The sequence below is a fragment of the Paenibacillus sp. AK002 genome (genome assembly GCF_053903045.1).
The window spans coordinates 1,231,620-1,246,232 of record NZ_CP096377.1 but is presented as its reverse complement, the minus strand read 5'-3'; the positions used below and the strand labels follow the sequence as shown (position 1 = coordinate 1,246,232).

Here is a 14,613-nt window from a genome sequence, read left to right as displayed (position 1 = left end):
AGGTACTCTATCGTACTTATATTTGCACACACACCACACCCCTGCCAGCTTCAGCAGGGGTGTAGAATCTTTATCTATGATTCCTGTCGTTCATACAGCCGGTACATGGATAGCTCGCCACTCATCGCCACCGCTTGCGCAAAGGCTTCCTTCACGTCCCGTCCCTGCTGAACGATCTCATAGATCAGCCGGAGAACGAACATCAGCGCATCGTTGCCGTCCGGATAGTCATCCGGCCCGATATACATCCGGCAGCCCCGCTCCAGGAAAGCGTCGGCCAGTGCTGGATCCCCCAGCGAGCAGCCGTTCGCGATGACTGCCTTCCCGTCCAGCTTCGCATATCGCATAATCTCGCCTGGCCCGAAGCCGCCCCTCGGCTCATCCTCCTCGTATACCTCTTCGCCGAGCTCCGGCATGATCAAGCTGCCCTCGTCCCCGTGAAAGTTCAACAACATCATATCGGTGCCTTCATACAGATCATCGCCTGGCAATACGGAGATCAGATCATTCGGCCTCCCGATCCAGTATGTAAAGACGCGCACCCCGAAATACTCCAGAGCCGCCCTTACGGCTTGGCTCTCCATATCGCAATCCGGCCCGACGACCAGAGCGACCTGCATAGCCGGCTTACTCACTACTAAATCCCCCCTGACAATGACTTCGATAAGGAGCTCATACTTTTCTCCATATCATCCACCATTGTTTATCATACGAACCGACTTCGATCTCTTCCAGACCTAGATTCGCTTCGCTGATCCAGCTTCTAGCCAGTTGTATATAGTCGTTGTGAAATTCGGAGGAATAACCCATTTCATCATATCCGGCATAAGTAATGTTATCGAATATCATATATCCTCCGCTTTTTAACTGCTTACAGCTTGTGTCTATGATTTGGATAAACGCCTGATACGCTGCATCTTTTAGCGTACCCTTGCGGTGATAATCCATCACCGCTTGCAGCATTAGAGGTTCGATCGTCCACCAATCTTGATTTACTGTATCCATGCCCTCACGATCAGCAATAATGGTCTGGATGATATCGTTAATAGCGTGATGATAAGCGACAACGTCAAAAGAGGACTCCGGATAATATAAACCGATATTGGCGGCATCGTCCTCTACAACCCGTATGCTCACGTCCATTCCGTTCGTTTTCTCCTGGAAATTTCGTGTCAGGTCCCTGTTGAGGTTGGCCGTCACATAGGACCCCGCTTCATGGGAATAGGCGTCTACAGCCTTGGGAATGTAAATGACATCGCCTGCACCAACTTCCAAAAGACTTAAAGCACGGGGCACATTCAGCTCCGTGAAGAGATTCTGCCAGGATGCTGAATAATACAGTTGAAGATATTCGAATACTCTCTCCTTGGATATATCTATTGGTACTGCTAATATGTCTTTCAATTTGTTTTCCAATTGGACTGCGTTCATCTGTTCCAATTCCGAAATCATGTCCTGCGAAAAGTCACGTTGTAGGATATCGTTAAACAAGCCAGCACTCGTTTTCTCGGCTAGCGTCTGCATATTCATCAGCGTATCCCTCTCTTCTTATGGTTTCTAGAGTATATTCGAATATATGGTGTTTTTTCCTCTTTTTATGATTTGGAAGAGTAATCTTTTAATATATACGCAAAGAACCCGAAAGAGGCACTTTTTTTCAAAGTTTCCCTCTCTCGGGTCTTCGTTCTAAAAACGTGGCTATGGCGGTTCATAGCCAACGGCTTGCACCATTAACTCACAATATGTGTGCCGGCCTGTTTCCTGATGGCATCGCTTAAGCTTTCCGGGTTCGTAATGATAACTCTGCGCCCCGGCTTCTTAAGAAAATTGAGGCTCGCCTCAATTTTGGGGAGCATGCTGCCTTTCGGAAAATGCCCCTCCTTCACATACTGTTTAATCTCGTCAACGGTGACCTCTTCCAGCGCCTTCTGATCCGGCGTACCGAAATTCACGAATACTTGGGGCACGCCCGTTGTGATAATCAGCGTTTCCGCATCCACCTGTTCCGCCAATAAACTTGTGGCAAAATCCTTATCGATCACCGCATCGATGCCTTCGTAGGTATTGTCCTTCGTCTTGATGACGGGAATGCCTCCTCCGCCGACGGCAATCACGATACAGCCGGACTCGATCAGTGACCGGATGGCATCCTTCTCCACGATATCAATGGGCGCAGGCGAAGGAACAACCCTGCGGTATCCGCGCCCCGAATCCTCGATCATCACCCATTCGGGATGCTCGCGCTTCAATTCCTCGGCTTGCTCCAGGGTGAAGAAGGAACCCACTGGTTTCGAAGGCTCGCGGAAGTTATGGTCGGCCTCGCTGACCTCAACCTGCGTGATGATGGTGGCTACCTTTTTCGTGATGCGGCGGTGGATGAATTCATTCGTTAACGCTCAAAAATTTATTCACATACTTGAATAATCTCTTTAGGAATGGAGTCAAAGACTAATACTTCCGGCTTGGAATATGGTTTTGTCTCATTGTATTCTTCAAGTGTCATCAGACTCCCCCAATACAAATTTATCCAATGTTCAATACTTTCACCTGTATCAAAATTCAGTGCTTCTTCATCGGTATCCTTCAAATCCTCATAAAATGCTTGATCGTATATAGAAAGAGAAATATCTCCATCAAAGACTAGGATCCTATCCGTAAACACCGGGAAACAAAAAGATTTAGTAAAACGATTAACCAGATCTACTCCGACTGCTTCTCTGAAGTTAACCCAATCTGGTGTATTGAAAGGTCTGAACCGTTCTGTAATCTCAAGTTTCACCCTACCACCGTTGCTATATCGGTTGTTTGATTTTGTCATAAAGTTTATGCCGCCTGATATAATCTCTTCAATAGAAGCATGGTGTTCATGACCTTCAGATAAGTAAGCATGATACAACAAGTCGTTCATATTTTATTTTTACACCACCCAAATTTATTTTCTTGGAAAGTAAGGAAAATGGGAACTTCTCGTAGGGTCATCCAAGTTTTCAAATACTCTATGGCTTCCTGTTACCGTGTCAGGTGTACTAATGTTACCGTCAAACTCTTTATAATACTTAGTTATTCTTTGAGTGTTTGGGTTATTAGGATTCGGCCAGTTTGAATATGCTTTATCAGGACTAGTCATGGTTTCTTGCCTTAATCCCTCTACATCAACATTTTGACCATATTGTGTACGATTAGGGGTTGAGGGCTTGCTTGGATCAAACATGTGCTTTTCAGAGTGCGGGTTAACAAAATCATTGGGATTACTTCCTCCACCCGGCTTTGTTGGGACTGGAGATTGTTCCGTTCCCTCCTGCCCGGTCCCTGTCCGTGTCCCTGTCCCCCCATCCCCACCCGAATCATGCTTCAGGTGCGGGTGAGTCTTCACGCCGATCCGGCGTGTGGCCAAACCGGCCAGGATCATGGCAGCCTGCCCCATATAATTAGACGCACCGCCCGACGCCTCAACGTCTGCGGCGAATTTCTCCTGGGTATCGGCATCAAAAATCATTTTGCCTCCCCAAACCGCCGTGTCGATGATCTCTTCCGCCGTCCCGATAGTTGCATTATAGGCCATGTCCTTGGCAGTGCCAAGCGGGTCTTCCACCAAGGACGTAGCCGTATCCTTCACCGAATTTGCCACGGATTTCGCCCCGGTCTGCAGCCCCTGCCAGAAGTCCCCAGCATGGTCCCAGAACGTTTTGGGTTCATTAGCAGCGCCCGCTGCCGATGCCGCAATCATGATATATTCACGCATATCAGCTGAGATGAACCGGAAAGCAATGGTCTTCAATTCCTGGCCGATGATCCGAAGATGTTCGATCGTTTTATTCATTTCGCCATGGGCACGCTGAAAATCTTCGAAAAACCGCGAACGTGTCGTTCCTTCCCACGAAGACATCATATACGTAATCTGCTGGTCCAGCCGATTCTTGGTCGTTTCCAGTTCTTCAACTGCCCTGGCGGCTTCCTCCGATACCCGAATCAATACCTCGGGCGGGACAAGTATTCTAGGCATTCGCATCCTCTCCAACGTTTCATTGGACCTTATTGTATCTATCTTCTAGGATATGGAAGAGGTTCCAGAGTCCTTCATATTGAAGGCATGGGAGTATGCAAGCTGAATGAAGCAACGCTTTTATGTTCCAATATGGTTCAGAAGCCCCAGTATATGCGTGCTCAGAATCCGGACCTCATCAAATCGCTTAGCACAAAAGCCAGATGTTTTTCGGCCAAACGCATATGACGGTAAAAGGTGGCTCTGCTCATATGGAAGGAGGCTGCGAGCTGGCTTTTGTTCCGGTCCTTGCGCAGATAACTGGCGATGAGAATTTCCTTCTCCAACAGCGTCAAAGGTTCCATCGGACGTTCGTCGGCCAGAATCCCTTGAATGATATCCCTCACCTGCATCCCATCCCAACCCAATCGCCGAACGACAGGGAGTTCCTCCAGCTTATCCGGATCGAACAGCCGTTCCAGCATTTGCTTCATTACGCTTCTATCAATGGCCGAGGGATACCCATCCTCCCGTTGATGTGCCTGTTGTCCTGCTGCTGTCTCCGTTTGCCGGATGATCCGCTGAATCCACTGATCAAAGCTCGTTTGCCTAAAATCCAGCTCCCATGTCGTCAATTCGATGCCCGCATATCCCGTAACTTTCCCGCATGTTTTGAATCCCAGGATCGACAATAAGGAATTCAACTGTGGATCTCCCGCCGCCAAAATCCCCCGCAGACCACCAGTCATGCGAACCAGCCATTGCTGCATCAGCAAAGCTCCCAGCTCTTCGGGACGATACAGGGACTGTTCGGCATTTACCGCGGATAACAGCACAAATATCGTATCGGCCGCCTCCGGAGGAAGCTGATGCAGCGAAGAAGCCTCTTCGCCCAGCATCCCCCTGCACCCAGGCGCATATCGTTCCAACAAGGGCATACTTAAGGCATGCAGCCATACGCCTGCGCAAAACGCCAGGGGCGTCCCTTTTTCATCCCGCACGATAAAGATTCCTTCTGGAAAATGAGCTGCAATCTCCTCCAGCAAAACCGGGTAATCGGCTGAGTCGACCAGCTCGGACTGCCAGTCCGAACCCCGAATAGACGCCTTCAAAAAACGCTGCAAATACGGCATATCCTCCTGCCGGAACGGCTTCTGTTCGCCTGGTTTCAGGCTTGACGAGAAATTGGCATATGCATGGGCCGAGGGCAAAAATTCGCGGTACAGCTCCAAGATGTGGGTGCTCAGGCGCATCTGCATCCGTTGATCGACCGAATGAAATCGTTCCGCCAGCAGAACGAACGCCTGATGGCGAACCGCTTCGAATTGTGCGGAGTTTCTGCGCGCGAAGTCATTCCGTAACATTCGAGCAACGACCTGGTGCAGCGTTATCCCATCCGCCGTATCCCGTACGAACGAAAGTGCCCTCAGATGGTAATAGTCCGCCCCTTCCAAGGGCGTATCCAACAACCGGTTCAGCATGTTCTCGTCGGCTGCAGGCAGAAGCGACAAAACCGTCAGCGCGCGGTACACGCCAGGAGAAGCCGCTTCCCGTAAAAATTCGGCGCTCAATACAGCCGGAACCTCTCGCCATACATCCCACTGCGCCACAGACTCGGAAAGCAGCATATCCACGGTCAAGGCAAGCGACAACGGATGGCCTTCCGTCTTCTCAGCAATAGCTCTTTGCCATTCCGCAGAGAAGCCGCTGCCGTCTAAATAATCGTAGACCTCTTCTCGCGTAAACAGCCGCAAAGGGAACCTTTGGATTTGGGACTTCCATTCCGGATTCGTCTGCCACTTGAGCGGCAGTCCATTGCGCGAGGCACATACGATCAACACGCGGGCGGATTTCAACTCAGGAAGAAAGCTGGAGAACAGCCACCCTTCCAGCTTGTCGATTTCCTCGCCATTGTCTATGAACAACACGGTACGCTGCAGCTGAAGCTCGTTAATGATGTATGGCAGCAGCGCGGATTCCGGAGCCCTGGTTCTGCCGTATTCAGTTGCAAGACTCATCTCCAGACTCGCCAAAAAAGCGCCCGACGTCGTTAAGCCTCCTTGCCCGTCCAGCCAAAGGGAACGCACCGTGGACTGCCTTGCCGTCCGGACCATTTGCAGCAGCAGCGTTGTTTTGCCAATGCCGCCAATTCCTGATATTGAAAAAATGGATGTCTGCGCCCGGGGATCCGCCAGCCAATCCGTGAAACTCATCATTTCCCGACCCAAACCGATGATGCGATGTTTTGCAATCTTCTCCATTCGTTACATCTCACTCCATCCGCTTTTCGCCCGTTGAATCTGACAACTAGTAAACCTGCTATTTTTTTATACTATACTATGTTTCGAGTCGACGAATAGGCTCCATTACGGAATAAACGTAAAAAACGCGCACATTCTCGGTTGGAATGTGCGCGCCAGCTATTCAGCTGCAATCAGTTCATGAAATTCAAGTAGAGCAGCATTCGGTTTAAGAGAACCGTGCTTTGAGCACGCGTAGCATACGCCTGCGGAGCGAACGCCGCGTTCCCAACGCCTTCGATCATGCCCGCAGCCAGCAGCTCGGAAGCCGATCCCTTGGCCCAATCGGATACCTGGGCATGGTCCGAGAAGCGTTCCAACGCAGATGTGTCCTGCCGCGGAAGCTCGCCGGCATATCGGACGGCTCTGGCCAGCATCACCGCCACCTGCTCTCTCGTGACCACAGCGTCCGGTCGGAACGAACCGTCGGCATAGCCTTCAATCAAGCCAGCCGCGGATGCGGCCCCTATCGCACCGGCATACCAGACTTCGTTCGGCCCCACGTCCGAATAGGAAGAAAGCTGAGGCTTCTCGGCTAGTCCGAGCGCACGCACGACCATCGCGACGAACTCGGCGCGGGTCACCGTACGGTTAGGATCAAACGTGCCGTCAGCCGATCCGTTCACGATCAGCTTGTTCGCCATCCGCTCGATGTCGCTTTGCGCCCAATGTCCCTGGATATCCCCGAAGGTTCGGTTGGAGCGAACCGCGGTGAACACGCCGTTATATGCGCCATAAAAAGTCGCTGTCTCCCCTTCAAAAACGGAAGGGACAAAGCGCGGCTTCCCTGCGTCATCCACCCACACGACGGTGGAATGGTCGGGTTCTGCCGCACCGTTCAACGAGAATGTGCGCTCCAAATACGTGCCTTCCGCTTCGATTTTTACATTGCCGTCGCTGTATAGCTCAAAGCTCGTCGGCCTAGCCAGCATGTCATAGCCTTGACGGGTCAATTCCTCATCCAGCTCACGGCTTGCAGAATCCGTCATTCTCGCGATGACAACCGTTACGGTCGTTCGGTTCGGGAGGTCGCTCAGCACGTGCAGCTGAACGCTGTAGCTTGCCCCGTTCACTCCAATCCGAATGGCTGCATTCGGATTCGCCGCAAGGAGAACCTGCAGCGCTTCAGCCGGAAAATCGACCTTCACCACCGGATCCTCGTTATCGATGTCGATGACGATATCCTCCCCGCCAACGGCCCATGACCGAACCAGATCGGAGTCCGGTATCAGTCTCAGAACGGTGCGCCCATCATGCTCCTGCTCTTTTTTGGCGGCGACCCGAACTTGTTTGCCGTTGATCGTTACGATCATTCTTGGGTCCGGCGCAGGGGAAGGGGCAGGAACCGGAACCCAGCTATAGGACGGGGATTCCGGTTCTGGGGTATAGGCGGCTCTCATATCGATGCGCCCTACATCGACCGTCTCCCCAGCTAGGACATTTACGGTTGTCGCATAATCGTTATACGTCGCTGCCGTCACCGTGAGTTCATGACGGCCCGCTGCTACGTTATTCAGCGCAAATCTCCCCTCAGCGTCGGTCATATCCTTCATTCCGCCCACCGATACCGCTGCACCGGCCAGCGGTGTATTCCCTGTACCGTAGACTGCGCCGGTCACCGTCCCCGTATCCGCTGGAGCCGAATGTACCGTCACTGCTGCGGTGGCCGTGAACCCGCCGTCGACGGTCGTCACCATAACGACCGCCGTACCTTCAGCGACCGGCGTCACCACGCCGCTCTGATCCACCTCGGCGACGGCCGAATCGCTGGACTTCCAGGATACCGCCTGGTTCGTCGCATTCACGGGCATAAGTACGGATATCAGCTTCTGTGAAGCACCTCCTGCCGTAAGGGTCAAAGTCGTCTGATCCAAACTCACCCCCGTAACGGGGATGGTGTTACGAATATGGCTCGCTTCCACTTGGATAACGCTCCACGCTTGGATGCGCTGCTGTGCATCCAACTCAAATACCTCGAGATATTGACCCGGGATCGGATCCAGAATGTCTGCTCCTAACGAGTAGGAGACCGCTTCGCCAGGCAACGCATCCCCCACTAGAGGACGCTCACCGGCATCTGGTCCGAGCAAATAAGCAAACGTATGCCCAGAATCGCCCGGAACTGCCGTCGCGCTCGTCGCACCGTTCGCTCTGCCTGGGCTGATAGCAAGCCCGTCGATGTCCGGTGCCGTTTCATCCACGTACAGAGTCAATACCGCGCTGACGGTGTTCTGGCCCGCATCGGTCGCCGAGACCGTTACCGGGAACGCGCCGCTCACCGTGGGTCTGCCTTTGAGCATGCCATGATCCGTCAACGCCAGGCCGTCAGGAAGTCCGGAGGCGTTCCAGGACAAGCCCCCCCTTGCGCCGTCGAAAGCTTCAAGGACCAAGGAATAAGGAGCGTCCTTGTCCGCCCGCAGCAGATCCGTTGTCAAAATGTCCGGACGAAAATAAGGATATCCTCCATTAATACCGGCATCGACGGCCCAGATATCGGTGAAATCCCAGCCTTGGTAATTGGATGCTTCCCTCATTTCGTTGGTCGTAAGGCCCGTAATGTGAATCGAGCCAGTACCACTACCATCTCCTACGCCGCTGGTTTGCATGGTAGCAACGGAATCGAAATACGAGGCATGGATCGAGGGATTCGTCGCGTCGAAAATGGAACCGACAAAGCCGCCCATCCCGCCATAGCTGAATCTTCCGGATTGGGTGACAGCTGTCGACGAATAACTATTAGTAATATCCCCATATACTAGCTGTCCCGCCAATCCGCCCCCAAAGAAAAAGTGATCGCCACCCGAATTGGTCACCGTCCCTGTGGCATAAGAGTCGCTAATGGAGCCTGCGCCTTGGGATCCGATAAGCCCTCCTGCAAATTGGTTGGAGGCATCACCGCTCTTTACGGCAGCGAATGAAGAAGAACGAATAATGCTCGAATGATCGTATGCCGTGCCGACCAACCCGCCTGCTACGCTCACGCCTGTATAACCGGTATTGCCGCTCGTAACGGTGCCCTGCGAATGCGAGCCGATGATGCTGCCGCCTATCAGGTGTCCCACCAATACTCCGGCATAACTGCCGCCGCTGACTTGTGCGGAAATGCTTAGATTACGAACGGTCCCCGATACGCGGCCGAAGAAGCCGACATATTGCAGAGCTCCTCCATCGATGGTAAGACCTTCGATCCGGTGTCCCCTTCCGTCGAAAACACCGCTGAAGACGGTCGCTTCATCACCTATGGGCACCCAATCGTATCCGGTCATATCGATGTCGCCGGTCAATCGGATATTCCGATCCAGGTAGGACGCTTGATTCCGATTGATATAGGCCAGTTCTTCAGTGGTCCCGACCCACACCCAACCGTCCGCTTCAACCGGAACCGAGTTGTTACCAGCCCGGACCACGGGCTGAGCGGAAGCCAAGGGAGCAAGCACCATCGAAAAAATGAGCGTTACTGCCAGCATGATGGACATTTTTTTCATAAACAGGTTTCTCCTTTGCATCAGTTACAATCATCGATGAGTATAAAAACACGACGTGATCTGATAAATTTCAACATCTTTAATTAAGTGTAATATAACAATGGAACAAAGACTGTCTCATTTTTGTTTCAAGTTCGTAGGAAGGGGCTGTCATAACGAAAAACCGAGCGAATACAGGGAACGGCCCTGAGTTTTCGCTCGGTTATTTTTGCTTGCTTACGGAATTCATCAAATAATATACCCTGTTTAAATCGGAAATCATCCTAGAGGCTGCTTAACTTCTCTGGATTCCCGACGGTATAGATCTCCTGTATGGTGTGAGCCGGTTTTCACTCCATCCTTGCACAGGTCGAATTACCCTAAAACAAAAGCTTTTGTCGGACTCCAGCATGAAAAAAACGAGCCCCTAAAAGGCTCGTTAAATCATCCATTATCAGATTTATCTTTGTATTCTTTTAGATGATATCTTATTATGAATATTCCAAGAACTAATGCTAATATAGGGACTAATGTAAGCCAGTAATGTCTAGTATTCGCAACAAGAATTATCCCTAAAATACAAAGCACCAAATAAACAACGTCCGATATAAGCCGTCTTCTCAAATATGTAGTTCTGGATGAGTTTTTCATGACGAAGACCCTCTCTTTTAACCTAGAATAATTACATTATAAATGGCATCATCTATCATTTGATCATACGTACGACCATCTCCACCATCATGCACTTGTTTTGGCACTCCGTTTACTTTCGCCTCTAAAATATATTGTTCACTTCTTAATCCGAGTTTGCCTTGTGAAAACACTTCGATTTGCGTCAAGTACTTAGTAGCATCAAGAATTCCATACCATGCTGTATCAATAACAGATCCTGTTATTGTAATTGCAAATGCTTTTAATAGGGTGGTCAGTCCACCTTTTGTCCAAATAATATCGATAACTGACAAAATAGTTTGCAACTGCCGTACCCGCAGAAAATTGTACATCAATGTAGTAGTTTTTTTATACAATGAACCGTATTGGTTCCATGTAGAATTATATTTTGTCTTCACAAAATTATAACCTGGTGAAGGAGAGTCCATCGGAGTCATCTCAAACTGGACGCTCTAACTCTGTAACTAATTCATCAACATTTTGGGCAATTTCCTCTCCAGTTTGAATGTTTTTTGTTACAACATCGCCTGTGCTTGTATTAAAAGTAGCTTCCGCTACCAAGTTATCGTTAATGTAATGCTTTACTGTCCTCATACCATCTGACTCACTGAGCTCAAGACGTGATGTCTCATCAGTCAACTCATCTTGATAGACTCCCTGAATATTTTTTTCACCATGATTCTCTGTAAAAGAATACGAGAGTTCTTTTAATGTATCGTCGACTTGAGAAGATGCGTAAGAACTGCCAGCAAATCCAGAAAACACAAACGTCACAAAAACCGTCAAAGTCAATAACAAAGAAACTCTTTTCATATAGTACATCCGAATCTTTTTTTAGAGTTTACATCCGTCCTCCTTTCCTTTACTTGGTAAACACCCTAACATTATATAAAGTTGCTGTAAACCATTTAATTCAATTTTTGTAAATTAAGCAAAAATAATTAAATGTCTACTTCCTTGTTCTGAGGTGATTATTTGGTCTTCTCTTTTTCTTTCATAAATTGTGCAAAAAGGCTTATTCCTAGGTTGGAATAAGCCTTCTATGTATATCAAAGGTTAGTCAAAATAATGAATAAAGGATATTGTAGAAACGTTAAACTAATACCCCACATCAGATGCATGATTAGATCATTTTATCTCATGTACCAACATTCAAGTTATAAACCCAATTAAGATGAATCAATTGGTTACAACTATTCTTCAGAAATAAACCTCGCAGGAACACTGTCAGCTAACCATACAGCATCATTGCCTTGATAAAAGTTACATCCTTCATTTGAAGCCTGCTCAGCTCGAATTACTAGCAGGACGGGACTAGGATCTTTACGCTTTCCGACCAAATATGCTGTTTCTCTATCAACGGATAGATGAACATACTGTCTACCCATTGGTCGAAGTCCCTCGTGCAAAATCTGTTCAACTAAGTGCCTAGCTGTCCCATGATAAAGTAATGTTGGCGGAGTTCCAATCACTTTCAATATTTTTTTGGGTGCAGAGTGACCATACAAGGCTCGGATTTTTCCATTCAAAATTTCATGCCGTGCTTTATCTGATTTATCAATCATTTCAATTAAATCCTGTTCGGTTATAGATTCCCATTGTTTGTCACGGCGCAATGCAATTAGAATCTGTTCAATGCTTACCCATCCTTCATCATCTAATTCTAATTCATACTCCCATGGTGTATGTCTTAAGGCATATGAAACTTCTTTACTTAATTTTGTAATATCCACTACTCACACTCCATACTTATTAAACTTTAATTTTGCCTTTTAGACCAGTAACCTTCGATTTCATTGATCGCATTTATTGCATCCGCTCTGATGCTGCTGTTTTTGTGTGCTAAATACTTGGTTAGATAGGGTAAATACTCCTTTTTAAAAGTAAAGCTTAGTATCGTCAATGCGGAATGGAGACACTCCTCAGGCAGAAGTTCAAGATTGTCAGCTAAAATATCGAAGTTTATCCCCTCAATGTTTTTATAAGTTGCTGCGGATAGTACAGTAGTAAATATTTCTTCCTTCATATCTAAACTCTCTTCTTTAATACCGAAATGGAGTAGTACTGTAACAATATCATTGAAATTATCAATCGAATTGTTATAGGATTCGAAAATATCACAAAGGTGGCTTAACATCTCTGTTTTTTCCTCAGTATTCGATCCAGAGAGTGTTGCCTTTAGTTCTTCTATATTCAATTATTTCACCTCATTCCATATTATGGTGTGAAAGGAATATGCGTATCATTAGCAATTGACTCATCATAATGAGGACTGTTTTCTCTTAGGACATTCTCTTTATGAAAGTTCCCTTCAGAATCCATTGTCCATTTCCATTTTGGGTTAACTTGCTTAACTTCTACTCTATAAATCCAACCATTCGCAGCATTGCTACCCGATGGAGCATTAGGATCGACACTGTGTGCCCGTACATCCCATGTTTTTCCTGATTCATCAACCCATCTGAATTTCACTCCTTCTGTAGCCCCTCCAGGTACTTCCCTCCAGGGAATTTGCTTAGCATCCGTAGGTATTCTAGATATAAGATCATTTATGTCTTTGATGTTCTGTAAATCACCAACCGCTCCAGTACCCATTTTATTTAGGTCTATATCCGGAGCCTTAGGCGTCCCCTCAACAACCTTCCCCCCATCCCCACCCGAATCATGCTTCAGGTGCGGGTGGGTCTTCACGCCGATCCGGCGTGTGGCTAAACCGGCCATGATCATGGCAGCCTGCTGTCCCATATAATGGGACGCGCCGCCTGACGCCTCGACGTCTGCCGCGAATTTCTCCTGGGTATCGGCATCAAAAATCATTTTGCCTCCCCAAACCGCCGTGTCGATGATCTCTTCCGCCGTCCCGATAGTTGCATTATAGGCCATGTCCTTGGCAGTGCCAAGCGGGTCTTCCACCAAGGACGTAGCCGTATCCTTCACCGAATTTGCCACGGATTTCGCCCCGGTCTGCAGCCCCTGCCAGAAGTCCCCAGCATGGTCCCAGAACGTTTTGGGTTCATTAGCAGCGCCCGCTGCCGATGCCGCAATCATGATATATTCACGCATATCAGCTGAGATGAACCGGAAAGCAATGGTCTTCAATTCCTGGCCGATGATCCGTAGATGCTCAATCGTTTTATTCATTTCGCCATGAGCACGCTGAAAATCTTCGAAAAACCGCGAACGTGTCGTTCCTTCCCACGAAGACATCATATATGTAATCTGCTGGTCCAGCCGATTCTTGGTCGTTTCCAGTTCTTCCGCAGCCCTGGCGGCTTCCTCCGACACCCGAATCAATACCTCGGGCGGGACAAGTATTCTAGGCATTTGCATCCTCTCCAACGTTTCATTGGACCTTATTGTATCCATCTTCTAGGATATGGAAAAGGTTCCAGAGTCCTTCATATTGAAGACATTGAAATATGCCAGTTGGATGAAGCGAAGCCTTCATGCTTCCATATGGTACAGAAGCCCCAATATGCCTCTATTGTATCTAGTATGGTGACAGGTTTTGTTGGCATCATGGTGTATCCCTAATAAAACAGCCATAAAAGGGTTACCTTCCATGACTGTTTGCACTTGCTCTTATTCAGTTTCCTTTAGCGCTCGACTACTTCTTAATAAACACAATTTTCACGCCAACCACCTGATCCTGCTCATTCACGGCCTTATACACGCCGTATGCACCATCACCTATGCCGGTACGAGATACGACGCCCCCATCCAGGACACCCGCTTCTTCCCCGCTCTCGGTGATGTCGCAGCAGGCATAATACCATTCCGTATCCGTGGTGTCGGAGCTATCCGATGCTGAATTCGCATCCGGAATTCGGTACTTTTGAATATCAAAAATTCCCGCCTGTCCGCTATCCACTCCAGCCACAAAAGGACACTTGATCCACTCCAGGAATGCCCCCTGTTCTGCTACCGAGTGATGGTAAGCCGTCAGCTTGGCGTTGGCTTCGCCCCAGTCCGGGATCTCCACCTTCTCCACTTCCCCTACCCACGTTCCATTCAATACGGCTTCCAACACGCCCATGATAATAATGTTCGTATCCAATTCATAACAAGGATCGGCCACAACCAATTGTCCGGAATTCACTTCAAAATGGCCCAGTTGAATGTTCAATGAATATACCTCCAATAACAACGTATGATGGTTCTATTTTAACACGTACAAATAATCAGACTCCATTTT

The 14,613-nt window shown here is 48.6% G+C and carries 12 protein-coding genes and 1 pseudogene; all 13 read right to left on the bottom strand.

Going from position 1 to position 14,613, the window contains the following annotated elements; all coding sequences use genetic code 11:
• Window positions 1–74: 74 nt before the first annotated feature.
• Window positions 75–635: a delta-aminolevulinic acid dehydratase gene (locus M1D70_RS05335; RefSeq protein WP_456289344.1), complete on the bottom strand. Its 561-nt coding sequence runs from the start codon at window positions 633–635 to the stop codon at window positions 75–77.
• 37 nt (window positions 636–672) lie between these two features.
• Window positions 673–1,530 carry a hypothetical protein gene (locus tag M1D70_RS05330; RefSeq protein WP_456289343.1) on the bottom strand — a complete coding sequence of 286 codons (858 nt, stop codon included), beginning with the start codon at window positions 1,528–1,530 and terminating at the stop codon, window positions 673–675.
• A gap of 200 nt (window positions 1,531–1,730) precedes the next feature.
• Window positions 1,731–2,396: pseudogene (locus M1D70_RS05325) on the bottom strand (carbamate kinase); the annotation flags it as partial.
• 8 nt (window positions 2,397–2,404) lie between these two features.
• Window positions 2,405–2,908, bottom strand: coding sequence for a DNA polymerase III (locus tag M1D70_RS05320; RefSeq protein WP_456289342.1), 504 nt, complete (start codon window positions 2,906–2,908; stop codon window positions 2,405–2,407).
• Between the two features lie 24 nt (window positions 2,909–2,932).
• Complete coding sequence (locus tag M1D70_RS05315; RefSeq protein ID WP_456289341.1) at window positions 2,933–4,009, bottom strand: WXG100 family type VII secretion target; 1,077 nt, start codon at window positions 4,007–4,009, stop codon at window positions 2,933–2,935.
• A gap of 155 nt (window positions 4,010–4,164) precedes the next feature.
• Window positions 4,165–6,243, bottom strand: a complete 2,079-nt coding sequence (locus M1D70_RS05310) for a bacterio-opsin activator (RefSeq protein ID WP_456289340.1) — start codon at window positions 6,241–6,243, stop codon at window positions 4,165–4,167.
• 173 nt (window positions 6,244–6,416) lie between these two features.
• Window positions 6,417–9,767 carry an S-layer homology domain-containing protein gene (locus tag M1D70_RS05305; RefSeq protein ID WP_456289339.1) on the bottom strand — a complete coding sequence of 1,117 codons (3,351 nt, stop codon included), beginning with the start codon at window positions 9,765–9,767 and terminating at the stop codon, window positions 6,417–6,419.
• Between the two features lie 647 nt (window positions 9,768–10,414).
• On the bottom strand, window positions 10,415–10,816 hold the full coding sequence (locus M1D70_RS05300) for a hypothetical protein (protein WP_456289338.1): 402 nt from the start codon (window positions 10,814–10,816) through the stop codon (window positions 10,415–10,417).
• 40 nt (window positions 10,817–10,856) lie between these two features.
• Window positions 10,857–11,240, bottom strand: a complete 384-nt coding sequence (locus M1D70_RS05295; RefSeq protein WP_456289337.1) for a hypothetical protein — start codon at window positions 11,238–11,240, stop codon at window positions 10,857–10,859.
• Between the two features lie 371 nt (window positions 11,241–11,611).
• Window positions 11,612–12,151 (bottom strand): RNA 2'-phosphotransferase, encoded by a 540-nt coding sequence (locus tag M1D70_RS05290; protein ID WP_456289336.1) that lies wholly within the window; start codon window positions 12,149–12,151, stop codon window positions 11,612–11,614.
• A 26-nt stretch (window positions 12,152–12,177) separates the two neighbouring features.
• Entirely contained in the window at window positions 12,178–12,615 is a 438-nt protein-coding gene (locus M1D70_RS05285; protein ID WP_036671569.1) for a hypothetical protein, read from the bottom strand.
• A 20-nt stretch (window positions 12,616–12,635) separates the two neighbouring features.
• Window positions 12,636–13,703: a WXG100 family type VII secretion target gene (locus M1D70_RS05280; protein ID WP_456289335.1), complete on the bottom strand. Its 1,068-nt coding sequence runs from the start codon at window positions 13,701–13,703 to the stop codon at window positions 12,636–12,638.
• A 322-nt stretch (window positions 13,704–14,025) separates the two neighbouring features.
• Entirely contained in the window at window positions 14,026–14,544 is a 519-nt protein-coding gene (locus M1D70_RS05275) for a DUF4241 domain-containing protein (RefSeq protein ID WP_036661763.1), read from the bottom strand.
• Between the last annotated feature and the right edge of the window lie 69 nt (window positions 14,545–14,613).